Source organism: Streptomyces sp. NPDC039424, assembly GCF_055639495.1.
The window spans coordinates 342,957-369,327 of sequence record NZ_JBVKAI010000002.1; the positions used below are offsets into that span (position 1 = coordinate 342,957).

Annotated in this window: 22 protein-coding genes; 13 read left to right on the forward strand and 9 right to left on the reverse strand. The window is 70.9% G+C overall.

Features of this window, described 5'->3' with window-relative positions; genetic code table 11:
* Positions 1-91: 91 nt before the first annotated feature.
* From ACZ7L0_RS06410 to ACZ7L0_RS06425, 4 genes are read left to right on the forward strand one after another with little or no spacing between them, the layout of a single operon-like run.
* Positions 92-1,180: a hypothetical protein gene (locus tag ACZ7L0_RS06410; RefSeq protein ID WP_471241275.1), complete on the forward strand. Its 1,089-nt coding sequence runs from the start codon at positions 92-94 to the stop codon at positions 1,178-1,180.
* Between the two features lie 14 nt (positions 1,181-1,194).
* Complete coding sequence (locus tag ACZ7L0_RS06415) at positions 1,195-2,370, forward strand: toxic anion resistance protein (RefSeq protein ID WP_471241276.1); 1,176 nt, start codon at positions 1,195-1,197, stop codon at positions 2,368-2,370.
* Complete coding sequence (locus ACZ7L0_RS06420) at positions 2,367-3,905, forward strand: substrate-binding and vWA domain-containing protein (protein ID WP_471241277.1); 1,539 nt, start codon at positions 2,367-2,369, stop codon at positions 3,903-3,905. Before ACZ7L0_RS06415 ends, ACZ7L0_RS06420 begins: the two co-directional genes overlap by 4 nt.
* Entirely contained in the window at positions 3,892-4,494 is a 603-nt protein-coding gene (locus ACZ7L0_RS06425; RefSeq protein WP_471241278.1) for a hypothetical protein, read from the forward strand. The genes ACZ7L0_RS06420 and ACZ7L0_RS06425 overlap by 14 nt, the downstream gene beginning before the upstream one ends.
* Positions 4,495-4,615: 121 nt before the next feature.
* Here ACZ7L0_RS06425 and ACZ7L0_RS06430 read toward each other — a convergent pair whose 3' ends face one another.
* Positions 4,616-6,439 (reverse strand): phosphoenolpyruvate carboxykinase (GTP), encoded by a 1,824-nt coding sequence (locus tag ACZ7L0_RS06430; protein ID WP_471241279.1) that lies wholly within the window; start codon positions 6,437-6,439, stop codon positions 4,616-4,618.
* Positions 6,440-6,778: 339 nt separating this feature from the next.
* Between ACZ7L0_RS06430 and trhA the strand changes: the two genes are divergently transcribed.
* The 5 genes from trhA (at position 6,779) to ACZ7L0_RS06455 (ending at position 10,944) form a co-directional block, all read left to right on the forward strand.
* Positions 6,779-7,492, forward strand: coding sequence for a PAQR family membrane homeostasis protein TrhA (gene trhA, locus ACZ7L0_RS06435; RefSeq protein ID WP_471241280.1), 714 nt, complete (start codon positions 6,779-6,781; stop codon positions 7,490-7,492).
* A 107-nt stretch (positions 7,493-7,599) separates the two neighbouring features.
* Positions 7,600-9,177 carry a DHA2 family efflux MFS transporter permease subunit gene (locus ACZ7L0_RS06440; protein ID WP_471241281.1) on the forward strand — a complete coding sequence of 526 codons (1,578 nt, stop codon included), beginning with the start codon at positions 7,600-7,602 and terminating at the stop codon, positions 9,175-9,177.
* Entirely contained in the window at positions 9,174-9,803 is a 630-nt protein-coding gene (locus tag ACZ7L0_RS06445; protein ID WP_471241282.1) for a TetR/AcrR family transcriptional regulator, read from the forward strand. The genes ACZ7L0_RS06440 and ACZ7L0_RS06445 overlap by 4 nt, the downstream gene beginning before the upstream one ends.
* A 34-nt stretch (positions 9,804-9,837) precedes the next feature.
* On the forward strand, positions 9,838-10,569 hold the full coding sequence (locus ACZ7L0_RS06450) for a Mut7-C RNAse domain-containing protein (protein WP_471241283.1): 732 nt from the start codon (positions 9,838-9,840) through the stop codon (positions 10,567-10,569).
* 48 nt (positions 10,570-10,617) lie between these two features.
* Positions 10,618-10,944 (forward strand): hypothetical protein, encoded by a 327-nt coding sequence (locus ACZ7L0_RS06455; RefSeq protein ID WP_471241284.1) that lies wholly within the window; start codon positions 10,618-10,620, stop codon positions 10,942-10,944.
* On the opposite strand, the gene ACZ7L0_RS06460 is transcribed toward ACZ7L0_RS06455, so the two are convergent.
* The 6 genes from ACZ7L0_RS06460 to ACZ7L0_RS06485 form a co-directional block, all read right to left on the reverse strand.
* On the reverse strand, positions 10,928-13,327 hold the full coding sequence (locus ACZ7L0_RS06460; RefSeq protein WP_471241285.1) for a galactose oxidase-like domain-containing protein: 2,400 nt from the start codon (positions 13,325-13,327) through the stop codon (positions 10,928-10,930). The two genes, ACZ7L0_RS06455 and ACZ7L0_RS06460, sit on opposite strands and share 17 nt — an antisense overlap.
* Positions 13,328-13,329: 2 nt before the next feature.
* Complete coding sequence (locus tag ACZ7L0_RS06465) at positions 13,330-14,526, reverse strand: glycosyltransferase (RefSeq protein ID WP_471241286.1); 1,197 nt, start codon at positions 14,524-14,526, stop codon at positions 13,330-13,332.
* Positions 14,523-16,175, reverse strand: coding sequence for an ArnT family glycosyltransferase (locus ACZ7L0_RS06470; protein WP_471241287.1), 1,653 nt, complete (start codon positions 16,173-16,175; stop codon positions 14,523-14,525). Before ACZ7L0_RS06470 ends, ACZ7L0_RS06465 begins: the two co-directional genes overlap by 4 nt.
* On the reverse strand, positions 16,172-17,440 hold the full coding sequence (locus tag ACZ7L0_RS06475; protein ID WP_471241288.1) for a glycosyltransferase: 1,269 nt from the start codon (positions 17,438-17,440) through the stop codon (positions 16,172-16,174). Before ACZ7L0_RS06475 ends, ACZ7L0_RS06470 begins: the two co-directional genes overlap by 4 nt.
* A gap of 203 nt (positions 17,441-17,643) precedes the next feature.
* Entirely contained in the window at positions 17,644-19,674 is a 2,031-nt protein-coding gene (locus tag ACZ7L0_RS06480; RefSeq protein WP_471241289.1) for a thioredoxin domain-containing protein, read from the reverse strand.
* On the reverse strand, positions 19,655-20,257 hold the full coding sequence (locus ACZ7L0_RS06485; RefSeq protein WP_471241290.1) for an ArsR/SmtB family transcription factor: 603 nt from the start codon (positions 20,255-20,257) through the stop codon (positions 19,655-19,657). Before ACZ7L0_RS06485 ends, ACZ7L0_RS06480 begins: the two co-directional genes overlap by 20 nt.
* 111 nt (positions 20,258-20,368) lie before the next feature.
* Here ACZ7L0_RS06485 and ACZ7L0_RS06490 point away from each other — a divergent pair, with 111 nt between their 5' ends.
* On the forward strand, positions 20,369-20,767 hold the full coding sequence (locus ACZ7L0_RS06490; protein WP_471241291.1) for a hypothetical protein: 399 nt from the start codon (positions 20,369-20,371) through the stop codon (positions 20,765-20,767).
* Positions 20,768-20,799: 32 nt separating this feature from the next.
* Positions 20,800-24,012 carry a tetratricopeptide repeat protein gene (locus tag ACZ7L0_RS06495; RefSeq protein ID WP_471241292.1) on the forward strand — a complete coding sequence of 1,071 codons (3,213 nt, stop codon included), beginning with the start codon at positions 20,800-20,802 and terminating at the stop codon, positions 24,010-24,012.
* 7 nt (positions 24,013-24,019) lie between these two features.
* On the opposite strand, the gene ACZ7L0_RS06500 is transcribed toward ACZ7L0_RS06495, so the two are convergent.
* Together ACZ7L0_RS06500 and mca are read right to left on the reverse strand one after the other, a co-directional pair.
* Positions 24,020-24,253, reverse strand: a complete 234-nt coding sequence (locus ACZ7L0_RS06500) for a hypothetical protein (protein WP_471241293.1) — start codon at positions 24,251-24,253, stop codon at positions 24,020-24,022.
* Between the two features lies 1 nt (position 24,254).
* Positions 24,255-25,136, reverse strand: coding sequence for a mycothiol conjugate amidase Mca (mca, locus tag ACZ7L0_RS06505; protein WP_471241294.1), 882 nt, complete (start codon positions 25,134-25,136; stop codon positions 24,255-24,257).
* A 149-nt stretch (positions 25,137-25,285) separates the two neighbouring features.
* Here mca and ACZ7L0_RS06510 point away from each other — a divergent pair, with 149 nt between their 5' ends.
* Together ACZ7L0_RS06510 and greA are read left to right on the forward strand one after the other, a co-directional pair.
* Complete coding sequence (locus ACZ7L0_RS06510; RefSeq protein ID WP_471241295.1) at positions 25,286-25,684, forward strand: DUF4307 domain-containing protein; 399 nt, start codon at positions 25,286-25,288, stop codon at positions 25,682-25,684.
* 168 nt (positions 25,685-25,852) lie between these two features.
* Positions 25,853-26,353 carry a transcription elongation factor GreA gene (gene greA, locus ACZ7L0_RS06515; RefSeq protein ID WP_471241296.1) on the forward strand — a complete coding sequence of 167 codons (501 nt, stop codon included), beginning with the start codon at positions 25,853-25,855 and terminating at the stop codon, positions 26,351-26,353.
* The last annotated feature ends 18 nt before the right edge of the window (positions 26,354-26,371 follow it).

Here is a 26,371-nt window from a genome sequence, read left to right on the forward strand (position 1 = left end):
CCCGCTCCGGTTGCATACCGGGATCGGCCGGTCACCTCCCGTTCACCTCCCCCCTCGGGGAACGTCAAGTTCCGCGAGCACGCTCCCCGACGTGAGACGAATCGCTGGAATCGTCCTCGCGGTACTGCTGATCGGTGGCGTGGTGGCCGCCGTCGTCGCGGGCCGACAAGGTGAGGACAAGAGCACGGCAACGAAGACCGTGCGTGGAGTGATCGGATCGGAGAAGGCGGACTTCTTCGCCGATCCGGACGTGGTGAAGGCCCTCGCCGCCAAGGGCTACACCGTGAAGACCGAGGCGTCGGGGTCCTGGGCCATGGAGGACCTGGACCTCAAGGGGTACGACTTCGCCTTCCCGTCCAGCCAGGCGCCCGCCGACCAGCTGGCCGCGAAGTACCACACGCGAAAGCCCCTCCCCCGGCCCTTCTACTCGCCGCTCGTGGTGGTGGCCCACCGCAGCGCGGCCGACGTGCTCGCGGCGGGCGGCCTGGCCACGCTCGACGGGAAGAACCGCGGCACGCTGAAGATGGCCCGCTACCTGGACGCCGCCCGGCACGACCGCACCTGGCAGCAGCTCAAGGGCGCGGCGAGACACGGGGAGTTGACCGGCACCCTCTACATCGCGAGCACCGACCCGGAGACCTCCAACTCCGGTGCCCTCTACCTCGCCGCCGCCTCCTACGTCGCGAACGGCGGCAAGGTGGCCGCGAGCGACGCCGACGTCGACCGCACCGCACCCCTGCTGCACAAGCTGGTCAGCGTCCAGGGCGCCCAGCAGTCCAGCACGGACGCGGTCTTCCGGGACTTCGTCAGCGGCGCCGGAAACCCGCTCGTGCTCGGCTACGAGTCGCAGGTCGCCTCGCTCCTCGCCGAACAGCACGGCAAGGGCGGCGCCGCCGACGACCTGGTGGTCCTCTACCCGGACACCACGGTCAACAGCGACCACACGGTCGTACCGCTCACCGGGAACGGCCGCGCGCTCGGTCAACTGCTCGGCACCGACCCGGCCCTGCGGAAGCTCGCCGTCCGGCACGGATTCCGGCCGCAGGGCGACACCGCCGAGTTCGTCGCGGCCACCGCCGACCGCGCCGCACACCTCAACCAGAAGCTGACCGGCGTCCGGCAGGCGCCCGTGCCCACCTCCGCGGTGCTGCACGAGATGGCCCGCCGGGCGCGCGGATGACGGGGGACGACCAAATGACCGCGATCGACGAAGAGTTCACGCTGACACCACCGGAGGCCGTCGCGCCCGTACCCCGGGACAAGGCCGGCGGGCTCGTGCCCGTGGAGGACGGCGTCCGCGCCGACATGGCACGCAAGGCCGCCGCCTACGTCGAGGGGCTCGCCTCGCTCGACGCCCGCTCGCCCGAGTTCGCGGGCAAGGTCGGGGAGATCACCGCCCTGGGCGCCGGCGAGATGCGCACCGCCGCCGCGCAGTCCAACCGCATGCTGGAACGTGCCGTGCGGAGCCTGCCCGACAAGGGCGGGGACGCCCGGTCGAAGGTCGCCGGCTCGCTCGTGGAACTGCGCCGGGCCGTGGAGGACCTGGACCCGCGCGACCTGCCCACGAGCAAGGGCAGGAAGTTCCTCTCCCGGCTGCCCGGCGGGAACCGGCTGCGCGACCACGTCGCCAAGTACGCCTCCGCGCAGTCCACCCTGAACAGCATCGTGAGCTCACTGCGCGGCGGACAGGACGAACTGCGCCGGGACAGCGCCGCGCTGCAGACCGAACGGGTCCGCCTGTGGGAGACCATGGGCAAGCTCCAGGAGTACGTCGTCCTCACCGAGGCCCTGGACACCGCCGTGGAGGAGCACATCGCCGGCGTCGGGACCGCCGACCCGCAGGCCGCCGACTCCCTCCGCGCGGACGTGCTCTTCCCCGTCCGGCAGAAGCACCAGGACCTGCTCACCCAGCTCGCGGTGTGCGCGCAGGGCTACCTCGCCATGGACGTCGTACGCCGCAACAACGACGAACTGATCAAGGGCGTCGACCGGGCCGCCACGACCACCGTCTCGGCCCTGCGCATCTCCGTGATGCTGGCCTCCGCCCTCGACCACCAGAAGAAGGTGATCGAGCAGGTCGACGCCCTGCGCGGCACGACCGAGGACCTCGTCCGGGGCAACGCCGAGATGCTCGCCACGCAGAGCGGGGAGATCCAGCGCATCGCCGCCGACCCCGCCGTCGGCGCGGAGACGCTGCGCTCCGCCTTCCAGCAGATCTACCGCACCCTCGACGCCATCGACACCTACAAGGTCCAGGCGACCGAGGCGATGGCCTCCACGGTCCGGTCCCTGACGGACGAACTGCAGGGCGCGAGCGCCCACCTGGAGCGCAGCCGGTCCCAGGGCGCGCAGGAGAGCGGGCTCGTATGAGAAGACGCGCACTGGCCCTGCTCGCCACGACGGCCGCCCTCCTGACCGCCTGCACCTCGCAGCAGGAGCACGAGGACGACCCCACCGCCCCGAAACCCGGCACCCTGCGCGTCCTCGCCTCCAGCGAGCTCAGCGACATGACCGCCGTCTTCGACCGCGTCCGCGAGGACACCGGCGTCACCATCCGCCCCACCTACATGGGCACCCTGGACGCCGTGGACCTGCTCGCCGAGGGCAAGGCGGACAAGGCCTACGACGCGCTGTGGCTGTCCTCGGACGACTATCTGCGGCTGCGCCCCGAGGCGGCGAGGAAGGTGGTGTCCGAGACTCCGGTCATGTCCAGCCCGGTCGCCATCGGTGTCAGGCCGGCCACCGTGCGGACGCTCGGCTGGAAGCCCGGGCAGGTCACCTGGTCGCAGGTCGAGCAGGCCGTGCGGGACGGGAAGTTGACCTACGGCATGACCGACCCGGCCCGCTCCAACTCCGGCTTCTCCACCCTGATCTCCGTGGCCTCGGCCCTCTCCGGCGCCCAGTCCGCGCTCACGGACGCCGACGTCACCAAGGCCGCACCGCGGCTGAAGGAGTTCTTCAAGGGGCAGAAGCTCACCTCGGGTTCGTCGGGCTGGCTGGCGACGGCGTACCGGCGGCGCGGGAACGTCGACGCCCTGTTCAACTACGAGTCCGTCCTCAAGGGCATCCCGGGCCTGACCGTGATCCGCCCCCGCGACGGCGTCGTCACCGCCGACTACCCGCTCTCCTCGCTCACCGCGACCGACGCCCGCACCCGGGAGGACGTCCGCAAGGTGACGGAGGACCTGCGCACCGACGCCGTGCAGAAACTCATCACCGACACCACGCACCGCCGCCCGGTATCCGCCGCGGTGCCGCCCGCGCCCGGTCTGGACACCGGCCGACGGCGCGAACTGCCCTTCCCCGGCACCCGTTCCGTCGCCGACGGGCTGCTCGACTCCTACGAGAACGAGCTGCGCCGCCCGTCCCGCACCGTGTACGTCCTCGACACCTCCGGGTCGATGGAAGGCGACCGGCTGGCGGCGCTGAAGAAGGCGCTCACCGACCTCACCGGTGACTTCCGCGACCGCGAGGAGGTCACGCTGATGCCGTTCGGCTCGCAGGTGAAGAGCGTGCGGACGCATGTCGTGGACCCCGGGGACCCCAAGGCCGGGCTGAACGCCATCCGCCGCGACACCGACGGCCTCGACGCCGACGGGAACACCGCGATCTACACCTCGCTGGAGAAGGCCTACGACCATCTGGGCGCCGAGCGCGACACGTTCACGTCGATCGTGCTGATGACCGACGGCGAGAACACCACCGGCGCGAAGGCCGGGGAGTTCGACGGCTTCTACCGCCGGCTCACCGGTGCCCGGCGGGACATCCCCGTCTTCCCGATCCTCTTCGGCGACTCCGACCGCTCGGAGCTGGAGCACATCGCCGACCTGACCGGTGGCCGCCTCTTCGACGCCCGAAAGGGCTCGCTGGACGGCGCCTTCGAGGAGATTCGTGGCTACCAGTAAGGTCCTCGGCTACCTGGAGTCCCGCAAGAACCTCACCGGCGGCGCCTGCGGACTGGCCGGCCTCGTGCTGACCTTCACGGGGGTCGCGGGTCCGTACTGGCCGATCGTGGTCGGCGGACTGTACGGCGCGGGCGCGCTGATCGCCCCGCCGGAGCGGCCCGCGCCGCCCGACTTCCCCGATCCCCCGGCCCAGCTCGACGCGGTGCGCGACGACTTCGAGAAGCTCGGCGCCTATCTCGCGGACGTCGACCTGCCGCCCGCCGCCGCGGGCCGGCTCACCGAACTGACCGGGCTGCTCGCCGCGCTGCTGGAGCCGGGCTGGGTCGCGGAACTGCTCGCCCAGGACCCGGAGGGCGTGCACACCCTGTCCCGGGCCGTACGGCAGGACGTTCCCGAGGCCGTCGACACCTTCGTACGGACCCGGTGGTGGACCCGGCTGACGCCCGGCACCGAGCCTCCGGAGCGGCATCTGGAGCGGCAGCTGACCCTGCTGCACGAGGAGGCCGAGCGGCTCGCGTCGGCGCTGCGCGACACGGAGGCGCGGCGGCAGGAGTCGCACACGCGGTACCTGGAGGACCGCTCGCAGTAGGCGCCCCGGAACCGGGCGAGGGCCCCGCACGCCGTTGTGCGGGGCCCTCGGGGTCGTCACCGCGGCCGACCGGGACGACGTCGCAGGTCAGGGCAAGTCGTGGTCGACCGCGGAGCTCGGTTCAGCCCAGGCGGGACACCAGGGCGTGGTACTGGTCCCAGAGTTCCTTCGGGGTGTGGCCGCCGAAGGTGTTGAGGTGCTCGGGGATCAGGGACGCCTCCTCGCGCCAGACCTCCTTGTCGACCCTGAGCAGGAAGTCGAGGTCGGAGTCGGCCAGGTCCAGGCCATCCGTGTCGAGGGCCTCACGCGTCGGCAGCACGCCGATCGGGGTCTCGACGCCCTCCGCCTTGCCCTCCAGCCGCTCCACGATCCACTTCAGGACGCGGCTGTTCTCACCGAAGCCCGGCCAGACGAACTTGCCCTCGTCGTTCTTGCGGAACCAGTTGACGTAGTAGATCTTCGGCAGCTTGGACTGGTCCTTGTCCTTGGCCACGTCGACCCAGTGGGCCATGTAGTCGCCCATGTTGTAGCCGCAGAAGGGCAGCATCGCGAAGGGGTCGCGGCGCAGCTCGCCGACCTTGCCCTCGGCCGCGGCGGTCTTCTCGGAGGCCACGTTGGCGCCGAGGAAGACGCCGTGGTTCCAGTCGAAGGACTCCGTGACCAGCGGTACGGCGCTGGCGCGGCGTCCGCCGAAGAGGATCGCCGAGATCGGCACGCCCTTGGGGTCCTCCCACTCCGGCGCGATGATCGGGCACTGCGAGGCCGGGACGGTGAAGCGGGCGTTGGGGTGGGCGGCCGGGGTCTCGGACCGGGGCGTCCAGTCGTTGCCCTTCCAGTCGGTGAGGCGGGCGGGCGGCTCCTCGGTCATGCCCTCCCACCACACGTCGTTGTCCTCGGTGAGGGCGACGTTGGTGAAGACCGCGTTGCCCCACAGCGTCTTCATCGCGTTGGCGTTGGTGTGCTCACCGGTGCCGGGCGCGACGCCGAAGAACCCGGCCTCGGGGTTGATCGCGTAGAGGCGGCCGTCCTCGCCGAACCGCATCCAGGCGATGTCGTCGCCGATCGTCTCCACCGACCAGCCGGAGATCGTCGGCTCCAGCATGGCGAGGTTGGTCTTGCCGCAGGCGGACGGGAAGGCCGCGGCCACGTACTTCGCCTCGCCCTGCGGCGGGGTCAGCTTCAGGATCAGCATGTGCTCGGCCAGCCAGCCCTCGTCGCGCGCCATGACGGAGGCGATGCGCAGGGCGTAGCACTTCTTGCCGAGCAGCGCGTTGCCGCCGTACCCGGAGCCGTAGGACCAGATCTCGCGGCTCTCGGGGAAGTGCGAGATGTACTTGGTCGAGTTGCAGGGCCAGGGCACGTCCTCCTGGCCCGGCTCCAGCGGGGCGCCGAGGGTGTGCACGGCCTTGACGAAGAAGCCCTCGTCACCGAGCTCGTCCAGCACGGCCTGGCCCATGCGCGTCATCGTGCGCATCGACACCGCCACGTACGCCGAGTCCGTGATCTCCACGCCGAGCGCGGAGAGCGGGGAGCCCAGCGGGCCCATGCAGAAGGGCACGACGTACATCGTGCGGCCCCGCATCGAGCCGCGGAACAGGCCCTTCTCACCCTGGAAGATCTCCCGCATCTCCGCGGGCGCCTTCCAGTGGTTGGTGGGGCCCGCGTCCTTCTCCTGCTCGGAGCAGATGAAGGTCCGGTCCTCGACGCGGGCGACGTCGGTCGGGTCGGAGGCGGCGTAGTAGGAGTGGGGGCGCTTGATCGGGTCGAGTTTCTTGAAGGTGCCCTTGGCTACGAGCTCCTCGCTCAGTCGCTCGTACTCGGCCTCGGATCCGTCACACCAGACCACGTTGTCCGGCTGCGTCAGTTCGGCGATCTCGTTCACCCACGAGATCAGTTCCTGATGGTTGGTGGGGATGACGGGGGGAGCCGCGATGTCGCGCGCCACGATCGCTCCTAAATGAGGGATTTTTTTGCCTTTTGGGCCCCGTGGGGGCTGCGACCCGGATGCTTCGTAGCCGCTCATCCGGTGCCGACCGCACTCATTTGATCATCCGATGGTAGTGCGCATCTGTCCAGAGGGCATCACAGGTGAGCGACGTGAGGAAGACCACGGTTATCGGCACCCTCCCGGGATAACCCCGGGTTTCTTTGCGTGCACGTTGGGTTCGCCTGGGAGATTTTCTGCGTTCCGACCCCGGGTTCCCCATGAGAGGATGGACACTCTCCACCGGTCATCGACCCGCATTCGCCCGTAACTTACGGTTCCGTAGGTACGATGCCGGTCATGACTGCGTCCGCCCCCGACGCGCACGCGGAGACGCCGGCCTCCGGCCGCCGCCCCGCCGCGCTCTCCCTGCCGCACCCGGTCAAGCCCAAGCTCCGGGGCTGGCTGCATCTCGGTATGTTTCCGGCCGCGCTCATCGCCGGACTGGTACTCACCGCCCTCGCCGACTCCACCCGCGGCCGGGTCGCCTGCGGGATCTACGCCCTGACGGCCTGCCTGCTGTTCGGCGTCAGCGCGCTGTACCACCGGGGCGACTGGAGCCCCCGCATGGACGGCGTCCTGCGCAGACTCGACCACGCGAACATCTTCCTGATCATCGCGGGCACCTACACCCCACTGACGCTGCTGCTCCTGCCGGAGTCCAAGGGGCAGTGGCTGCTGTGGAGCATCTGGGCGGCGGCGGCCGCCGGCATCATCTTCCGGGTCTTCTGGGTCGGCGCCCCGCGCTGGCTCTACACGCCGTGCTACATCGCGATGGGCTGGGCGGCCGTCTTCTTCCTGCCGGACTTCCTGCGCACCGGGGGCATCGCCGTCCTGGTCCTGGTGATCGTCGGCGGTCTGCTCTACAGCGCGGGCGGCGTGATTTACGGGATCAAGCGGCCCAACCCGTCACCGCGCTGGTTCGGCTTCCACGAGGTGTTCCACTCCCTCACCCTCGCCGCCTTCGTCGTCCACTACGTGGGCATCTCCCTGGTGGCGTACAAACACAGCTGAAGCATCCCCGCACCAATGGCCACGGCTCGCGAGCCGTGGCCATTTTTCATGCCTTGAAACTCCCTGCCGATTGACAGTCCCTAGATTTTGAGAGCTACTCTCATTTCATGGCTACTGTCATCAACGCTGAAGAGACGGGGCGCGACCCGCGCCGCTGGTGGGCCCTCGGGGCCCTGGTCGCGAGCATGCTGGTGCTCGGCTTCGACATGACGATCCTCAACGTGGCCCTGCCGACCATGGCGGAGCAGCTCGGCGCCACCACCGGCGAACAGCAGTGGATGGCGGACGCGTACGTCGTCGTCTTCGCGGCGCTGATGCTCCCCGCCGGACTCCTCGGCGACCGGTTCGGACGGCGCAGGATGCTGGTCACCGGTCTCGCGATCTTCCTCGCCGGCTCGGTCATGGGCGCCCTGGCCGGCGACGTGAACTGGATCGTCGCCGCCCGCGCGGTGATGGGCGTCGGCGCGGCGCTCGTCACCCCGCTCGCGCTGTCGGTCCTACCCTCGCTCTTCGCCCCCGAGGAGCGCACCAAAGCCGTCGGCATCGTCTCGGCCGGCTCGACGCTCGGCCTGCCGCTCGGCCCGATCGTCGGCGGCTGGCTGCTCAACCACTTCTGGTGGGGCTCGGTCTTCCTCATCAACCTCCCGATGGCCGCGATCGGCATCGCCGCCTGCGTCTTCCTGCTGCCCGAGACCAGCGACCCGGCCTCCCCCAAGGTCGACGCCGTCTCCACCGCGCTCACCGCGACCGGGCTCGGCGCCCTGATCTACGCGATCATCGAGGCTCCCGGCCGAGGCTGGGGCGACCCGCTGGTGCTGGGCATGCTCGGCGCGGCGGCCGTACTGATCACCGCGCTGGTACTGCGCGAGCGGCGGGCCGTGCGGCCCATGCTCGACATGGCGCTGCTCGCCCACCGCGGATTCCTGTTCAACACGCTCGCGGCGACACTGGTGATGTTCGTCCTGTCCGGCCTGCTGTTCGTGCTGCCGCCGTACCTCCAGGCCGTCCTCGGCCACGACGCCCTCGGCACCGGTGTCCGGCTGCTGCCGATGATGGGCGGACTGATGATCGCCGCACGGGCCGCACAGCCGGTCGTCGCCCGGTTCGGGGCGCGCGCGGTGGTCAGCGCCGGCCTGGTGGTCCTCGCCTTCGCCGGCCTGCTCGGCAGCCGTACGACGGTCGACTCCGGCTACGGCTTCACCGCGCTGTGGCTGTCGGTCGCCGGTGTCGGCTTCGGCTTCTCGGTCGTCCCGGCGATGGCCGGCGCCCTCGGCACCCTGCCCACCGACCGGGCCGGCAGCGGCTCCGGACTGCTGATGACCCTGCGCCAAGTCGGCGGCGCGATCGGCATCGCCCTGCTGGGCAGCCTGCTCGCGAGCGCCTACCGCGACCGGCTCGACGTCACCGGACTGCCCGCACAGGTCGCCGACACCGCCGGTGACTCCGTGGTCGCCGCGCACGTCGTCGCCCAGCAGTCGGGACCCGAGGGCGCCGCCCACCTGACGGCCGTCGCGAACAGCGCCTACGTCCACGGCATGAGCCTGGCCCTGCTGGTGTGCGGCATCGCGGCCCTCGTCGCCGCCCTGCTGGCCGCCGCCCTCCTGCCGGGCGCACCGGAGGTGACCCGCACCGACGGGGCGGCCACCCCGGCCATGGCCACCCCCCGGGCGGATGCCGGACAATGACCCCCATGACGGCCGCACACCCCGCCGACCGCCCCCAGCTGGGGCTGCGCGAGCGGAAGAAGATCAAGACCCGCGAGGCGATCCGCACGGCGACCTACGAACTGGTCAGGGAACAGGGGTACGACGCCACGACGATCGAGCAGATCGCCGACCGCGCCGAGGTGTCACCGTCGACCGTCTTCCGCTACTTCCCGACCAAGGAGGACATCGTCCTCACGGACGAGTACGACCCGATCCTGCTGGAGGAGCTGCGTGCCCGGCCCGCGGACGAGCCATGGCCGGACTCCATTCGGCACGTGATGCGCGAGGCGATCCGCACGGGTGTCGAGGAGGACGCGGAAGTGGCACGGCTGCGCACCCGGCTGATGGTCGAGGTGCCCGCGGTGCGCTCCCGGATGATGGAGAGCATGTCGGTCAGCGGCCGCATGCTCTGCACCGCCATCGGCGAGCGCACCGGCCGGGACCCGGACAGCCTGGAGGTGCGGGTGTACGCGATGTCCCTCGTCGGCGGCCTGATGGAGACCTCCCTCTACTGGGCCGAGAACGGCCACCGGGACGACTTCACCGCCCTCGTCGACCGCACCCTGGGCGTCCTGCAACACGGCCTCCCCAGGGAAAACCACTGAGACCCGACCCCGGCCGCCGTGGCATCCTGACCCGGTGAGCACACCGGAGATCCACGTCGAATTCGCCCCCGAACTGGCCGTCTTCGTCCCGCACGGGCGGCGTACCGGAGCCAGCGTGCTCGCCACCGACGGCCTCTCCTCCCTCGGCCATGTCGTCGAGTCGACCGGCGTCCCGCTGACCGAGGTCGGCACGCTCGTCGTCGACGGCCGCGAGGTGCCGGTCTCGTACGTCCCCACAGGCGGCGAGTCCGTGCGGGTACGGGCGGTCGAGCGCCCCCAGCGGGTGCCCGGCGCCCCCCTGCGCTTCCTCCTCGACGTCCATCTCGGCACCCTGGCCCGCCGGCTGCGTCTGCTCGGCGTGGACACGGCGTACGAGTCGACGGACATCGGCGACCCGGCGCTCGCCGCCCGCTCGGCGGCCGAACAGCGGGTCATGCTCAGCCGCGACCGGGGCCTGCTGCGCCGCCGCGAACTGTGGGCGGGCGCCTACGTCTACAGCACCCGCCCCGCCGACCAACTCCACGACGTCCTCGACCGCTTCCACCCCGAACTGCGCCCCTGGACCCGCTGCACCGCGTGCAACGGCCTGCTGAGGGACGCCACCAAGGACGAGGTCGCGGACCAGCTGAAGCACGGCACCCAGCGCTCCTACGACGTCTTCGCCCAGTGCGCGCACTGCGGCCGCGCCTACTGGAAGGGCGCCCACCACGACCAGTTGGAGGCCATCGTGGAGCGGGCCTTGAGTATGCGTACCCAGGGGGGTTGAGTAGACGGGCCGATCACCCGGGACCGGCCGGGCCGGTTGGCTGGGGCCATGACGACAGCACCGCACACGGCCGCCACCGACCGACGCCTCACCCGGTGGTCGGCATGGGGACTGGTCCTGCTGATCCCCAGCGTGATCTTGCCGGCGCTCGCCGTGCTCTCGACCGAAGGCGGCACGCGCTGCGTCGAGTACAACGAGTGCCCCCAGGTGCCGGGGACACTCGTGTACGGCTGCTTCATCACGGCGATCGCCGCGGGCGTCCTCGCCGGGCTGTGGCCCAGGGGACGGGCGACCGGAGGGCGGACCCTGGCCGTGGTGCTCCAGTGGAGCGCCCAGGTACTGCTGGCCCTCCTGATCCTCAGCTACGGCGCTTGACGTCCCCCTTCCCGCAGGCCGCCTTGTCCCGGTCGCGGTCCAGGCCCAGCGGATCGTCGCCGCCGTTGACCTTCAGCCGGCCGTAGTGGTTCTGCTTCAGCCAGGCGCAGCGGGCCGCGGCCGTCTTCTTCACCTTGGGCGGGAAGACCGTCGGCACGCACACGTTGACCGAGCCGTAGTGCCGGTCGCAGCCGGAGATCGTCGGGCTGACCTTCTGCGAGGCGCGCTTCCCGCCGGGGCCGGAGACCTTGCCGTCCGGGGAGTCGGCGAAGGAGTGGACGTGCGCGGAGGGCGCGGAGGCGCTGAGCGCGGCCGGGCCCTGGAGGTGCACCCACCTGGCCACCGACGGCACGCCGCCCGCATCGACCGCGAAGAGCATGTACCAGCCGGGCGGGGCCAGGTTGGGGTTGCTCGTCACATTGAGGTCGACGTTGTTGCCGTCCACCGACAGGGGCAGGTCGACGAAGCGCTGGTTGGGGTCGGAGGAGTGGGTGACGGCGGCCGGGCGGATCAGTTCCGCCTTGACGATCGGGCGGTCGACCGTGATCCGCTGGGTGTCGCCGTACTTCCACTCGGTGTTGATCATCGAGGTGATCGCCGGGCGGGTGCCCTTGTAGAGGTAGGGCGGGCTGTAGATCGACACGTTGTGGTTCCAGGTGCCGTTGCCCGGGTTGTCACCGGTGGCCATCACCCGGCCGTCGGGCAGCAGGAACGCCGAGGAGTGGTAGCCGCGCGCCTCGGGATCGGCGGCCACCGGGTCGAAGGCGGCGGTCGCCGGGTCGTAGAGCGACGACTCGTACACCGGGTCGGCCCGGTTGTGCAGCGCGCCGCCCGTCTCCAGCACCTTGCCGTCGGGCAGCAGCACGGCGGAGACGTACATCTTGCCCTGGTTGCCGGTCTCGGCGACCTTGGCGCCGCCGAGGTTCACCGTGCCCTGCGGGAGCGGCGGCCCGGCCACGTACGAGGGGTTGGCCTGCTTGAGGTCGATGACGTCGGTCAGCCGGTTCGCGTCCGGATTGGAGTCGATGTTGCCGCCGCCGAGGGTGAGGACCTTCTGGTCCTGCGCCGGAGGCAGCAGCACGCTCGCCGACTGGTCGCGCTCGTCCTTCTTCTGCAGCCCCGGGATCTGCGTGACCGTGTTCGCGTTGTAGTCGTAGATCGCGCTGCCCGTGCCCGGGATGTTGTTGCCGAAGACATGGCTGCCCGAGTAGAAGAGCCGCCCGTCCTGCATCAGGATCATCGACGGGTACAGCCCCCAGTACGACCAGGTCTGGTTGACCTGCCACAGCGCCAGCCACTTCTGCTGGGCGTCCGACCAGTACTCGGCGGTCACCGAACCGGTCGAGTCCTCCCGCAGCCCGCCGAAGGAGATCACGTCACCGTTGCCGAGCTCGGTCGCCGACGGGTACCAGTGGCCGTCGTTGAGGTCGTTGGTCTTGCTGTAGGTCTCGGTCTTCGGGTCGAAGACGTACGAGTCCTTGAACCCCTCGTAGCCGTGCCCGCCCGCGACCGGATAGGCCTTGTTGCCGCTCATCACGAGCACCCGGCCGTCCTGGAGCTGGACATGGCCCGAGCAGAACATGTCCTTCGGCGTCGGGATCACCTTGTAGGTGCCCTTCGCCGGGTCGTACACCGCGCTGGTGAAGGTGCCCGCGTTGAACTGCTCCTCGCTGTTGCCGGAGCCCGCGATCAGCAGCACCTTGCCGTTGCTGAGGACGACGGAGTGCATGGAGCGGACCGGGTTCTGCGTGGGCAGCACCGACCAACCGCCGTTCGCGCACTGGTCGGTGCTCCCCGTGCACTGGGCGGGCGGAACGGTGCCCGGCACCTGCTCCATCGTGTAGTCGTCGGTGGTCGCCGACCCGGTGCCGTACACCGACACGCCCCAGGTGATCCGGTCGGTGCCGGCCGGGACCTCGGGCGTGCGGACCGTGGCCCGGGTCCAGGCCGAGGCCATGTCCAGGGTCTTGAGATCGGTCCAGTACTGCCAGCCCGCGGTCGTGTCGTGCCGGAAGAGCGTGACGGCGGTGTCCGGGGTCGTCGACTTGTACCAGAGCGACAGGTCGTACTGCTTGCCCGTGCTCACCACCGGCGCGCACTGCGTCGACTCGGTGATCAGCGCCTTGCGGTCGCCGGAGACGCGGCGGGTGAGCGAGACCTTCATGGCCTTGGTGCCGGAGTGGGCGTCGCTCACCGTCGAGAAGGTGAAGTCGTTGTCGCCCCAGCCGGACTTCTCCCAGCAGTACGGCATGCCGTCCGTGCCCGCCGTCTCGAAGCCCGGATTCTTGATGAGGTTGGCCGCCTCGGCGGACTGGGGTGAGGTGAGGAGGAGACCGGCGGTCAAGGCCCCCACCCCGACCAGTGCCGTCCTTCTTCGGTGCATGTTCACACGGCTCCCTTTGGTTCGATACCACTCCCACGGCGTCGGCGCGGGAGATAGACCAGCGCTTCGGTCCCGGCGAAGCGCAGGACGAACGTCGTCACCAGCGCGAGTGCGGTGGCGGGCAGCGCACCCATCCCGAACCGGTCGACGAACAACGCGATCAGCGGGATGCGCAGCACAAGATCGGCGTTGGCGAGCAGCGCGAACCGGCCCACGCGGTCCCACCAGTGCCGGTGCGCGCGCCGGTCGCGGAACAGCAGATGCTCGATGAGCAGGAAGTTCCAGGCGACACCGAGCTGGTTGGCGAGGATCTCGGCGGGCACGTAGTGCATCCCGAGCGCGGTCAGCGCCCACAGCCCGACCAGGTTCGGGAGGAAGCCGGTGGCGCCGATCAGACCGAAGCCGACCATGCGGGCGACGGGCGAGGCGGTGCGCAGACCGGCCAGGTGGCGCAGGAAGCGCAGCCCCTCCCGCGCGGACGACTTGGACTCGCCGGCGAACCGGTCCTGGAAGACGAACGGCACCTCGGCGACCCGGCGCGGGCGGCTGCGCACGGCCAGTTCGAGCAGGATCTTGTAGCCGAGCGGCTTGAGGACGTCGGCGGTGACGGCGCTGCGCCGGATGGCGAAGAAGCCGCTCATCGGGTCGCTGATGCCGTGCAGTCTGCGCGGGAAGAGGGCCTTGGTCAGCCAGGTCGCCCCGCGCGAGACGGCCACCCGGTAGCTGCCGGCGAGCCCGGCCCGGCTGCCGCCCTTGATGTACCGGGAGGCGACGACGAGCCCGGCGCCCGCCCGCTCGCCGGTGGCCACCAGCTCCGGAACCAGGGACGGCGGGTGCTGGCAGTCGCCGTCCATGACGACGATCCACTCCGAGGAGGCGGCCTTCAGCCCCTCGACGACCGCCCCGCCGAGCCCGCCCACGGGTTCCTCGCGGTGCAGCACGGTCACCGGGAAGGGGCAGTCCTGGGCGGCCTGCCGGATGACTTGGGGGGTGTCGTCGGTGGAGTCGTCCACGAAGACCACCTCGCAGGGCAGCCGGGACGGCACCGACTCGGTGATCAGGTGCAGCAGCCGGCGGATGTTCGCGGACTCGTTGAAAGTCGGTACGACGACGGTGACCGCGCCCGGTTCGGCGACCTCTGCGGCCTGTACGGCCGGATCACCCAGCTCGCCGGGGGCGGTGTACTCGTGGCTGGTCATCGGGTGCCTCCCGCGCGGGCGGTCTGGATCCGCCGGATCTCGATGCGGTCCGGGCCGGCGCCGAAGGTGGCGACCGGGGTGGAGTGCTGGATGGCGGCGCGCACGTTGGGCAGGTCGCGGGCGTCGCGCCGGACCGTCGGCGAGGCGACCACGTAGTCGAGGTCCCGCCAGCCGTGCGGCATGGTCTTGGTGACGGCCGGGTCGAGGTCCGCCTTGTAGAACCAGATCGCCCCGCGCCCGGGCCGGTACCCCGAGTGCACCAGGTCCAGCCAGAGCGCGTCGTCGACCAGGACCCGGGTGTCCTTCGGGTCCCGGACCTCCGTGCCGAGCCACTTGGCGGCCTGCCGGTAGGGGGCATTGGCGTCGGCGGTGACGGCGGTGCGGTCGCCGCCGTACCAGTGCGGGACGACGTACGCCCCGGCGGCGACGGCGAGGACGGCCGCGAGCGCGTACCGGCCCCCGGTGACGTACCGCTTCTCGCCCTCCGCCCGCCACCGGCGCAGCACCGCGTGGGCCGCGGACGCGGTGCCCCCGGCGAGGACGAGGGCGAGGAAGGGCAGCGCGCCGATGATGTACATGGCGGGCAGATAGCCGCTCGGGCGCATGGCCACCGCGGCCAGGATCGCCACGGTCAGGGCCGGTCCGGCGAAGGCGCGGGCGGTGACCGACCAACGCCAGGCGGCCAGCAGCAGCAGCGCGGCGGCGAGGCCCCCGAGGGGCAGCACGCGGTCGTAGTACAGCCAGGAGTGCAGGACCCCGTGCGAGCCCGAGGCCCGGTCGAGAATGAAACCCGAACCGGCCCTGGACATCTGGTACTTGATCCCGTCCCAGAGCGAGACGTGCCCGCTGCCCGGGAACAGTTCGCCCTTGAGCAGCGCGAAGAGCGGGTAAGAGAAGCCGATCAGGGCGCAGGCCGTGACGGCGCCGGTGACGGCGAACTTGCGGGTGTCGCGGTGGCTGTGGCGCCACATGGTGACGAACAGGGCGGGCAGGACGACGAGCATCGTCTCCTTGGTGAGCACCCCGGCCGCCGCCGCGAGCCCGGCGCCGAAGTGGTGCCAGAGGTGGCGGCTGGGCGAGGCGGCGAGGCAGAACGCCAGCAGCAGCCACATCACGGCGATGTTGTCGAGGAAGATCTCGCGCTGGAGGACGACCGACAGCGGGGAGAGCCCGAAGAGCGCCATGCCGAGGCCGGCCGCCCAGCGGGGCAGGGACAGCCGCCGCCCGAGGACGTAGACCAGGACCGCGCTGACGGCGGTGACCAGCAGCATGGCGATCCGCATGGTGCCGACGGTCATCGAGCCGGGGCTGAGCGCGGACGGTATCCAGGTGAGCAGGGCGATCTGGATCCAGCCCAGCGGCGGGTGGTCGTACCAGTAGGTGTAGTGGGCCAGGCCCTTGCCCTGCTGGACGGCCCAGGCCTGGGCGAGGTAGGTGCCCTCGTCGTCGCTGAGGGTCGGATAGGCGGTGATGTTCCAGCCCTGGACGACGAGGATCGCGGCGAGCAGGACACCGCACAGAAGCAGGTCGGGGCGGGAGGAGCGGAGTCGGACCGGCGGGGTCGTTCGGCCGGTCGAACGCGCCTCAGGCGCAGGTCGGCGTTGCGCGGGGACCTTGGGAGCGGTCACCGCGGGAAGGGTGGAGGTCACGCGGTAGCGTCCTCTCGGATCGTCTCGGCCGCGGTGAGGTGCGCGCCGACGTGAGTGGTCAACTCCCAGTCGTTACGGCCGCGCTGCTCGCGCCATACGGCGCGGACGGCGGCCCCGGCGAGGAGGACCTGGTAGAAGGGCCCGCCCACGATGAGCTTCACGTAGTGGACGAAGCGGACGCGCAGGCCGTACTGGATGCCGAAGTCGTGCAGTCCGACCACCTCGAAGACGAAGGTGACGGCGGCGGTGACCAGGGGCAGGAAGGTGAGGAAGGCGATCCCGACGGGCACGTCGAGGAAGAGCGCGACGGCCGCGTTGAGCGGGATGACGACACCGGAGAAGGCTTGCAGGAACGGCGTCATCAGCGTGTACCGGGCGAGCAACCGCTGCCCGAAGCCCGGGAGTTGCTTCCAGTCGTTCTTGCGGTAGACCTGCAGGAAGCCCTGGTTCCAGCGGGTGCGCTGCTTCAGCAGCGACATCAGCGAGCCCGGGGTCTCCTCGCGGGTGACCATGTCGGAGTCGTAGGCGACGACGACCTTCTTGCCGACGCTGGACAGGCGCACGCCGAGGTCGCAGTCCTCGGCGAGGCAGTTGGGGTCCCAGCCGTCCGCCTCCCTGAGCACGTCCGTGCGGACGAAGACGGTGTTGCCGCCGAGCGGGATGAACCCCTTCTGCGCGTGCAGGTGCAGGCGGGAGCGGAACCAGAAGAAGTACTCCAGGCAGTTGCGCAGGCTGTACCAGCTGGAGTGGAAGTTGATGAGCTGGACGCCGCCCTGCACCACGTCCGCCCGGGTCGTCCGGAAGGCGTGGTCGACGTGGGCGAGCAGTTCGGGATGGACCTGGTCCTCGGCGTCGAAGACCCCGACGACGTCACCGCGGCAGTGCGGCAGCGCCGTGTTCATGGCCTTCGGCTTGTTCTTCTTCTCGTGGGTGTCGACGACGACCCGGACGCGCGGGTCACGCTCGGCGGCCCGGTCGGCCACCTCCGTGGTCTCCGGGTCGTCGTGCCCGACGATCACGATGATCTCGAAGTCGGTGTGCGTGGACTCCAGCAGCCGCTGGATGGTGTGGTCCAGCACGGCCTGTTCGTGCCGGGCCGGAAGCAGCAGTGAGAACGACAGGTGTTCGTCGCCGTCCGGTCTGCTGAAACGGGTGGAGGCCAGCACCTCGGGCGTACGCCACGCGTGCATCTGCCACCACAAGGTGAAGGCCGCCATCCAGAACAAGGCCAGTGAGACGGCGGCGATGAAGACAGACGTCAGCAAACAGATCCCCCCAGATCCCCAAGTCCCCCTGACGCGACGGTGCGTGACACCTGTCGCGTCGCTGTGGAGAGACTAGGGGGGATCTGTGAAGCGGGGGCACTCTTCCGATAAATAGCATGTTTCGGAACGGTGGCACAGGAAGCGGTATCTATCCGAACACCTGCCCAAATCCGACAGGTTGAACATCCCGCTTTCCAGTCGTTTCAGCCGCTCAGGGCCGTACGCAGCCGCTCCGGGTCGGTCGTCGGGGCGTCGCACGTGAAGTTACGGCAGACGTATGCGGCGGGCCGGCCATCCACCAGGGGGCGGTCGGCCAGGAGCGGGAACTCGTCACTCTCCGGGGTGCCGACGGCGACGACCGCGCCGGGGGCGGTGCCCAGAAGTGCCGTACGGTGCAGGGTCCTTGTCTCCGGATCGTCGAGGGCCGGTCCGACGACCGCCACCTCCCTGGGCCCGTCGAGGAGGGCCTCCGCGGCGGCCAGCCCCCATCCGATGAACCGCGGGACGCGCGGTCCGAGCGCCTTCACGACCCCCAGCGCCTTTTCGGCGGCGGTGCGGTGGGGCTCGGAGCCGGTGTGGGCGGCATAGCCGAGCAGGGCGCCCGCGGCGGCCGTCCAGCCGGAGGGGGTGGCGTTGTCGGTGGGGTCCTGCGGGCGGCGGATGAGCCGCTCGGCGTCGGCGGCGGTGTCGTACAGGGCGCCGGTCCCGGCGTCGGTGAAGCGGGCGCGCACATGGTCCAGGAGCAGCCCGGCGAACTCCAGCCACACCCCCTCGCCCGTCACGGACGCCAGCGCCAGGAAGCCCTCGGCGACGTCCGCGTAGTCCTCCAGCACCCCCGCGTTGGCACCGGCCCGGCCGTCGCGGCTGGTGCGGGCCAGGTGGGCGTGCTCGTCCAGATTCAGCCGTACGAGGAGATCGGCGGCGCCGACCGCGGCCTCGACCAGGTCGGGGCGGTCGAAATAGGCGCCGGTCTCGGCGAGGGCGGCGATGGCGAGGCCGTTCCAGGCGGCGACCACCTTGTCGTCGCGGCCCGGGGCGGGGCGGTTCGCCCGGGCGTCCAGGAGACGCCGCTTGACGGAGCCGATCCGCTCGGCGTCGAGGAAGTTGTCCTGCTGCGGGAGTTGCAGGACCGACTGCCCGTGCTCGAAGGTGCCCTCCTCGGTCACCCCGAAGTACCGGGCGGCGAGTTCGGCGTCCTCGGCCCCGAGGACCTCCGCCAGCTGCCGCGGCGTCCACACGTAGTACGCGCCCTCGACATGGCCGCCCGTACCGTCGTCGCTGTCGGCGTCCAGCGCGGAGGCGAACCCGCCCTCGTTCGTCCGCAGTTCGCGGACCATGAAGTCGGCGGTCTCCAGGGCGACACGGCGGGCGAGCTCGGATCCCGTGGCCCGCCACAGGTGGGCGTACACCCGGCACAGCAGGGCGTTGTCGTACAGCATCTTCTCGAAGTGGGGCACGATCCAGTCGCGGTCCACGGAGTACCGGGCGAAGCCGCCGCCGAGCTGGTCGTAGATCCCGCCGCGCGCCATCCGCTCACAGGTGTCCCGCGCCATCTGCAGAGCGCCCTCGGCACCGGTGCGGGCGTGGTGGCGCAGCAGGAACTCCAGCACCATGGAGGGCGGGAACTTGGGCGCACCACCGAAGCCGCCGCGCTGCGCGTCGTACTCACGGGTCAGCCCGAGAAGGGCCTGGGCGAGCTCCTGCTCACCGGGCAGCTGCGCGGTCTGGTAGCCGATCTCCCGCTGCGACAGATCCCGCACGATCTTCCCGGCGACCTCCGTGACCTCCTCCCGCCGGTCCGTCCAGGCATGCCGGACCCCCTCCAGCACCTGCCGGAAGGAGGGCATCCCGTGCCGGGGGGCGGGCGGGAAGTACGTACCGAAGTAGAACGGCTCGGCATCCGGAGTGAGAAAGACCGTCATGGGCCAGCCGCCCTGCCCGGTGGCCGCCTGGACGGCCTCCATGTAGACGGCGTCGACGTCGGGGCGTTCCTCGCGGTCGACCTTGATGTTGACGAAGTGCTCGTTGAGGTAGTCGGCGGTTACCTGGTCCTCGAAGGACTCGTGAGCCATCACATGGCACCAGTGACAGCTGCTGTACCCGACGCTCAGCAGCACGGGCTTGGCGGTCTCGCGGGCCTCCTCGAAGGCCTCGTCCGACCAGGGCCACCAGTCGACCGGGTTCTCGGCGTGCTGGAGCAGGTACGGGGACGTTTCATGGGCCAGTCGGTTCACCTTTCCACTCTCCCACGGCGTCCGGCACGGCGTAGAAACGGAAGCTCACCGGGCGCGCCCCCTCGGGGGCCTCCTCGCGGGTGTGGCTGTGGCGGGCGAGGAGTTGGTGGTACTCGCGCATGAAGGCGAGCACTTCGTCCCTGGTCATCCAGGAGCCGTGGCGCTGGACCTGGGCCCAGCCCTCCGGGCCGCGGTACTCCTGGTGGGCGCGGCGGAACAGTTCGGTGTCGACCTCGATCTTCAGCAGGGCGAGGTGTTCGGCGGCGGCGTACTCCTCGGGGGACATGGAGGCGGGGTCGGGTGTCGTGTGACTGAAGGGCAGGGCCCGCCACCAGCGCTCGCGGCCGCCGGACTTCTCCGGGATCTCCTCGATGAGCCGCTGCTCGGCGAGTTTGCGCAGGTGGTAGCTGGTGGTGCCGGAGCTCTCGCCGAGTTCGCGGGCGAGCACGGTGGAGTTGGCCTCGCCGTGCCGGCCGAGGTAGTCGAGGATGCGGCGGCGCAGGGGGTTGCCGAGGGACTTGTAGAGAGCGGTGCGCTCCAGGCTGGTCAGCTCGGGCGCGGTGGTGGGGTCGGGGACGGGCATGGGAACACGGTAGCCGGGCGGTGTCGCTCCGCAGAGTGATGTCTGCAGAATTTTCTTTGCAGAATTTTCTCTGTGGTCTAGGGTGGGGGTATGCGATCGAAACGTGGAGGCATGCGAACGAAACGGATCCTGGTGCTGCTCGGCGCGGCCGCGGTCCTGCTCGTGCCGTGGATGGTGGTGCTCGGCCTGACCCTCCCGGCGAACACGGAGGTCCGGCACTGGTCCCTCGCCTGGATCGGCCTCGACGTCTTCATGGCCACGGGGTGCGCCGCCACCGCGTTCCTGGGCCTGCGCGGCGACCCCCGCGCCCGCCTCACCGCCTCCGCGACCGCCGCCGTCGCGGTCCTCGACGCCTGGTTCGACATCACCACGGCCCCCTCGGACCAGGCCCTGCTCCAGGCCGCCGCCTGCGCGGTGGCGGAGGCGGCGCTCGCCTGCGCCTGTGTACTCCTGGCACTCCGTGATCGTCGCCCCTCTCGCGCTCCCGGCTCCCCCGAAGGACACTCATAGTCAAAGGAGTTGCCGCCGGAGGGGGACGGGACATGCGGGACGGCCATCGGGCGGAGGCGGAGCGGCTGGTGGTGCGGGCCGTGGAGGAGGAGGTACGGCGCTCGGGCGGGCGCGTCGACGGACAGGTGCTGCTGTCGCGGGCGCGTGGCGCGCTCGACACGATGGCCCAGAAGGCCGCCGAGGAGTACGAGGCCTACACCCACGCCCTCGACGAGGCGGAGGCCGGCCGGCTCACCTTCGGCCAGCGGTACGCGCGCGAGGGTGCCGGTACTCCCCTGCTGGTGGCGGGAGTCGCGGCGGTGGCGGCCACCGTGGCCGACCTCTCCCTCGGCACCGGCGCGGGCATCGCGTTCGGCGCGGGCGTCACCGTCGGCGTCGTGGGCGCGGCGGCCACCGTGGTGAAGGTGGCCGGCTCCCATCTGCCCGCCGCCCACCACCGGGCCGGCGCGGTCGGTCAGCCCGGCGGCCCCGAGCAACTGCGCCTGCAGTGGCTGACGGCGCTGGAGGTGCGGGGCATCCGTCCCTTCCTCGACCAGCAGCGGGTGCTCAGCGCCTCCACGGGTCCCAAGAAATCAGGGCCCCAGCTGCGCGGTTCGGACAAGAGCGCGGCGGCCCGCAGGCGTACGGTGCTGGAGCAGTCCTTCGGTCAACTCCCCGATCCCGAAGGCCCGTTCGCGGGGCGGCGGCAGGAGATGGCCCGGATCCGGCAGTGGGTGCAGGCGGCCCGCGCGACCACCGAGACCCGGCCGACGGTGGTCGTCCTGTACGGGGCGCCCGGCTCCGGCCGTACGACGCTCGCGGTGCGTGCCACGCACGATCTGAAGGACCACTTCCGCGGCGCGGTCGTCGTCGACCTGCGCGGTGACAGCCAGGAGCCGCCGCTGCCCACCCGGGACGCGCTGCTGCATCTGCTCAACCGGCTGGGCGCGCCCCGGGAGCAGCTGCTGTTCCGCGAGCGCTCCTCCCCCGACCAGCAGGTCAAGCGGCTGAGCGAGCTGTACCACCAGCATCTGACGGGCCTGCCGGTGACGATCGTGCTGGACGACGCCTCGGACGCCGAGCAGGTCCGCGCCCTCGTCCCCGACCGCTCCGACAGCCTGGTGGTGGTCACCGCCCGCGCCCCCCTCGACCTGCCCGCGGACCTCCGGGCCTGGGTGCACCAGCTCCCGGTCGAGGCCCTGGACGCGGCGGGCGCGGACGAACTGCTGGGCGCCGCCGCCGCGCAGGACGCCTCGGGGCCCTACGACGCCCAGTCCGGCGACCGGGTCCGGGAGCTGTGCGGCGGGCTGCCGCTGGCGCTGCGCATCGCGGGCTCCTCCCTCGGCCCGCGCTCGCCCCGCCAACTGGCCACGGACCTGGCCGCGTACGGACCGGTGGAGCCGGTCGAGCGGGTGCTGTGGCTGCGGTACACCGATCAGTCGGAGCCGGCGCGGCGGCTGCTGAGACGGCTGGCGCTGGCCGGCCGCGCCTCCCTCGGCGCCGCCGCTGCCGCCGCGCTGCTCGCCACCGACGAGGCGGAGGCCACCCGTCATCTGGCGGCGCTCGCACGGGCCGGCCTGATCGACCACGTCCGCGGCAACCGCTACCGGCTGCACGACCTGGTGCGGGTCTTCGCCCACGCCCGTCTGCTGGACGAGGAGGACCCGGCCGAACGGACGGCGGCGCAGGAACGCCTGATCGTGAACTACGGGGAGCTCGCCGACTCCGTCCTGCGCCTGGTCGACGGCAACATGTCCACCCGCTCGGACCGCTTCGGCCCGCACGGTTTCACCTCCCTCGACGAGGCGCTGCGCTGGCTGGACGACGAGTCGAGCTTCATCACGGCGGCCCTGCGCCAGGCGGAGGGCGTGAACCAGTCGGCCGTGCTGAACCTGCTCGGCGCCCTGTGCGACTACTGCCTGCTGCGCGGCGACCTCTACCGCCTCGGCGAGATCAGCGAGCTGGCCCAGGCGGTCGACCAGGGCCTGCTGGTCCGTTCCGTGCAGTGGCGCACCGGCATCGCGGCCCGCCAGCTCGGCGAACTGGACAAGGCGCGCACCACCCTGACGTCCGTGGTCGACCTCTACCTGGAGGCCCACCACGACGCGGGTGCCGCCCGCGCCCTGTGCTCGCTCGGCATCACCCTGCACCATCAGGGCAACCTCACGGAGGCGGCGGCCAAGCTCCAGGAGGCCCTGGACCTTCAGGCGGCCCCCGAGCTGGCCACGGACCGCGCCTGGACGATGCACGCGCTGGCCGCCGTCCAGCGTGACCGCGCGCGTCTCGTGGAGGCTGTGGACCTGCTCGCCCGCTCGCTGGTGCTGCACCGCGAGGGCGGCTCGGTGCACGGGGAGGCCTGGGCCCACTTCCAGCTCGGCCAGCTGGCGCTGCGCATGGGTGACGTGCCGCGCGCGGATACGGAGCTGCGGGCCGCCCTCGACCGGTACGGCCGCACCCGCGACGCCCGCGGCGAGGCCTGGGCCCTGACCCAGCTGGCCCGGGCCCGGCTGGTCGACGGTGACGCGTCCCCGGCGGTGGAGGGCCTGCGGCAGGCGTCCGCCCGGCACCGGGAGAACGAGGACGCGCGCGGCGAGGCCTGGACGGTGTACTACCTGGGCCAGGCGCTGGAGGAGACCGGCAACCTGGACCAGGCGGTCCGCGAGCTGGAGCGCTCCCGCACGATGTTCTCCCGGATACGGGATGTGTACGGATTGGCCTGCGCCCGCCACCACTCGGCCCGTGTCACCCGCGACCAGCGTGCCGCCCAGACCGGTTCCCTGCGCAACTCCGGGTTCGCCCGCCAGCTGCTGGTCGACGCCCGCGCCGACTTCCAGCGCATCGGCGTGTCCCATGGCGAGGCCTGGACCTGCCTGGAACTGGCGGTCGTCGACGCGGGCAACGCCCGCACCCAGCAGGCCCTGGCCCTGTGCGACGAGGCGCTCGGGCTGTTCACCTCCTACGGCGACCGCCGCGGCGAGGACTGGGCCCGTTTCCTGCGCTGCACCCTGCTGCCGTACGCGGCGCCCGGCGGTGTGGAGGTGGGCACGGCGGTGGCCCAGGAGGAGCTGGTCCAGCTCGCCCGGGCCGGCCATCCGGCCCGGGACGAGAAGCTGGACGACTACGCCGGGGCGTACCAGCTGCTCCTCGAACGCGGGGTCGACCTGGAGGCGGGCTGGCAGGCATGGCGGCTGGGCATGGTGCCGGACCGGCACGCCCGTGAGGTGATGGGCGTCCCGGTGCCGGCCGGCCACCCGGCCCGGGAGTGAACCCCGGTCAGCCCCGCTGCGGCTTCGGGTCGGCGGGGGCGGGGGCGGACTCCGCCTCCGGGTCCGCCGCCTCCTTGAAGTCGACCTTCTGCATGTGCTTGTTCATGGACTTCATCAGGCCCCACACCGCGACGGCCATCACCGCGAAGACGATGAAGCCGAGGACGCCGGGGGTGACCTTGTTCTGGTCGACCTCCTTGGCGAGGGGGACGAGGTTCGTCAGTGCCAGGCTCGCGCTCATGTCAGGCATTGTCGCGGATGCCCGCAAAGAGGTCGTCCTCGGGGAGGGAGGTATCGACGAGGGATTTCGCCAGCTCGTACTCCTCCGTCGGCCAGACCTCCTTCTGCACGTCCATCGGCACCCGGAACCAGCCGCCGTCGGGGTCGATCTGCGTGGCGTGGGCGATCAGCGCCTTGTCGCGGATCTCGAAGAAGTCGGCGCACGGGATGTGGGTGGTGAGCACGCGTTCCTTGCGCTGGATCTCGTTCCAGCGCTTGAGCCACTCGCCGTAGGGGGACTCCAGGCCACGGTCGAGCATCGCCTTGTGCAGGGCCTCGGTGCGCGGGCGGTTGAAGCCCTGGTTGTAGTACAGCTTCTGCGGCTGGTACGCCGGGCCGAACTCGGCCTCCGGGTATTTCTCGGTGTCCGCCGCGCCCTCGAACGCCACCATCGAGATCTTGTGGGTCATGATGTGGTCGGGGTGCGGGTAGCCGCCGTTCTCGTCGTAGGTGGTGATCACCTGGGGACGGAAGGAGCGGATCTGCTTCACCAGCTCGCCGGCCGCCTTGTCGACGTCCTCGAGGGCGAAGCAGCCCTCGGGCAGCGGGGGCAGCGGGTCGCCCTCGGGCAGGCCGGAGTCGACGAAACCGAGCCACTCCTGCTTGACGCCGAGGATCTCGCGGGCCTCGTCCATCTCCTTCTTGCGTACCTCGTGGATGTGCTCCTCGATGTACTTGTCGCCCTGCAGCTTCGGGTTGAGGATGGAGCCCCGCTCCCCGCCGGTGCAGGTCACCACCAGCACGTCCACCCCCTCCGAGACGTACTTCGCCATGGTGGCCGCGCCCTTGCTCGACTCGTCGTCGGGGTGCGCGTGGACGGCCATCAGTCGCAGTTGGTCAGTCAAGACTCGATCCTCGGTTAAGTCGGCGCCCGGTGTGTGTCGGCGCGATCGGCGGCTTCTATAGTGACCGAATCGGGAGGCGAATAATTCCGGGGCCCCGCCCTGGGAGCCCCTTTCGGGACCCCTGTCCCTCCCCTGCCGAGAGGACGATCATGAGCACGGCGAGCACGCGGCTGCCCGAGGGGCGCTACGGCCGTTCCTCGGACGAGCGTGCCGACCGCAGGCTCAAGGCCGCAGCGGTGGTCCTCGGCACGGTCCTGCTGGCGCTGGTCGGCTACTTCGCCTACCACTACGTCGGCCAGAACGAGATCAGCGCCCAGGTGGTCGCCTTCGAGGCCTCGGACCACGCGGTCAAGGCCCATCTGGAGGTCCACAAGGACTCCGGCGCCTCCGGCTACTGCACCCTGCGTTCCCAGGCCGCCGACGGCGACGAGGTGGGCCGGGCGGACTTCCGCTTCTCCGGTTCCGCCACGAGCATCGACACGGTCGTCACGCTGCGTACGATGTCCAAGGGCACCACGGCCGAGCTGCTCGGCTGCCACGCCGACTGACCTCAGCCGGAATACGTAGTCGCTGACCTGCGTTGATGTGATTCTGATGGCTTATGTCCTCCCCCTTCAGCCGTTGAATTGTTAGGCTCGTGGTTTCGCCCATCCATGGAGGATCCATCTTCTGGGTAGGGCGATGCTTTGTATTCCCAGTACCGACGAGGAGCACCTGTGACCCAGACCAGCGAGAACGTCACCTGGCTGACCCAGGAGGCGTACAACAAGCTCAAGGATGAGCTTGAGTACCTTACTGGTCCTGCGCGCACCGAGATCGCCGCCAAGATCGCGGCCGCGCGCGAGGAGGGCGACCTGCGGGAGAACGGCGGGTACCACGCGGCCAAGGAGGAGCAGGGCAAGCAGGAGCTCCGTGTGCGCCAGCTGACCCAGCTCCTGGAGAACGCCAAGGTCGGCGAGGCTCCGGTCTCGACCGACGGTGCGGTCGCGCCCGGCATGGTCGTGACGATCGCCTTCGACGGTGACGAGGACGACACCATGACGTTCCTGCTCGCCTCGCGCGAGTACGCGAGCGCCGACATCGAGACCTACTCACCGCAGTCCCCGCTGGGCACCGGCGTCATCGGCCACAAGGTCGGCGAGGACGCGGAGTACGAGCTGCCCAACGGCAAGAAGGCCTCGGTGCGGATCCTGAAGGCCGAGCCGTACTCGGGCTGAGAGGCTTCAGCCCGGCCC

Bases quoted from the DNA above. Each gene is read 5' to 3' on its own strand.
- ACZ7L0_RS06415 (WP_471241276.1), top strand. From the start codon at position 1,195: ATGACCGCGATCGACGAAGAGTTCACGCTGACACCACCGGAGGCCGTC.
- ACZ7L0_RS06445 (WP_471241282.1), top strand. From the start codon at position 9,174: ATGACCCCCATGACGGCCGCACACCCCGCCGACCGCCCCCAGCTGGGG.
- ACZ7L0_RS06490 (WP_471241291.1), top strand. From the start codon at position 20,369: ATGCGAACGAAACGGATCCTGGTGCTGCTCGGCGCGGCCGCGGTCCTG.
- ACZ7L0_RS06440 (WP_471241281.1), top strand. From the start codon at position 7,600: ATGGCTACTGTCATCAACGCTGAAGAGACGGGGCGCGACCCGCGCCGC.
- ACZ7L0_RS06510 (WP_471241295.1), top strand. From the start codon at position 25,286: ATGAGCACGGCGAGCACGCGGCTGCCCGAGGGGCGCTACGGCCGTTCC.
- ACZ7L0_RS06465 (WP_471241286.1), bottom strand. From the start codon at position 14,526: ATGACCAGCCACGAGTACACCGCCCCCGGCGAGCTGGGTGATCCGGCC.
- ACZ7L0_RS06500 (WP_471241293.1), bottom strand. From the start codon at position 24,253: ATGAGCGCGAGCCTGGCACTGACGAACCTCGTCCCCCTCGCCAAGGAG.
- ACZ7L0_RS06455 (WP_471241284.1), top strand. From the start codon at position 10,618: ATGACGACAGCACCGCACACGGCCGCCACCGACCGACGCCTCACCCGG.
- ACZ7L0_RS06495 (WP_471241292.1), top strand. From the start codon at position 20,800: ATGCGGGACGGCCATCGGGCGGAGGCGGAGCGGCTGGTGGTGCGGGCC.
- trhA (WP_471241280.1), top strand. From the start codon at position 6,779: ATGACTGCGTCCGCCCCCGACGCGCACGCGGAGACGCCGGCCTCCGGC.
- ACZ7L0_RS06420 (WP_471241277.1), top strand. From the start codon at position 2,367: ATGAGAAGACGCGCACTGGCCCTGCTCGCCACGACGGCCGCCCTCCTG.
- ACZ7L0_RS06485 (WP_471241290.1), bottom strand. From the start codon at position 20,257: ATGCCCGTCCCCGACCCCACCACCGCGCCCGAGCTGACCAGCCTGGAG.
- ACZ7L0_RS06460 (WP_471241285.1), bottom strand. From the start codon at position 13,327: ATGCACCGAAGAAGGACGGCACTGGTCGGGGTGGGGGCCTTGACCGCC.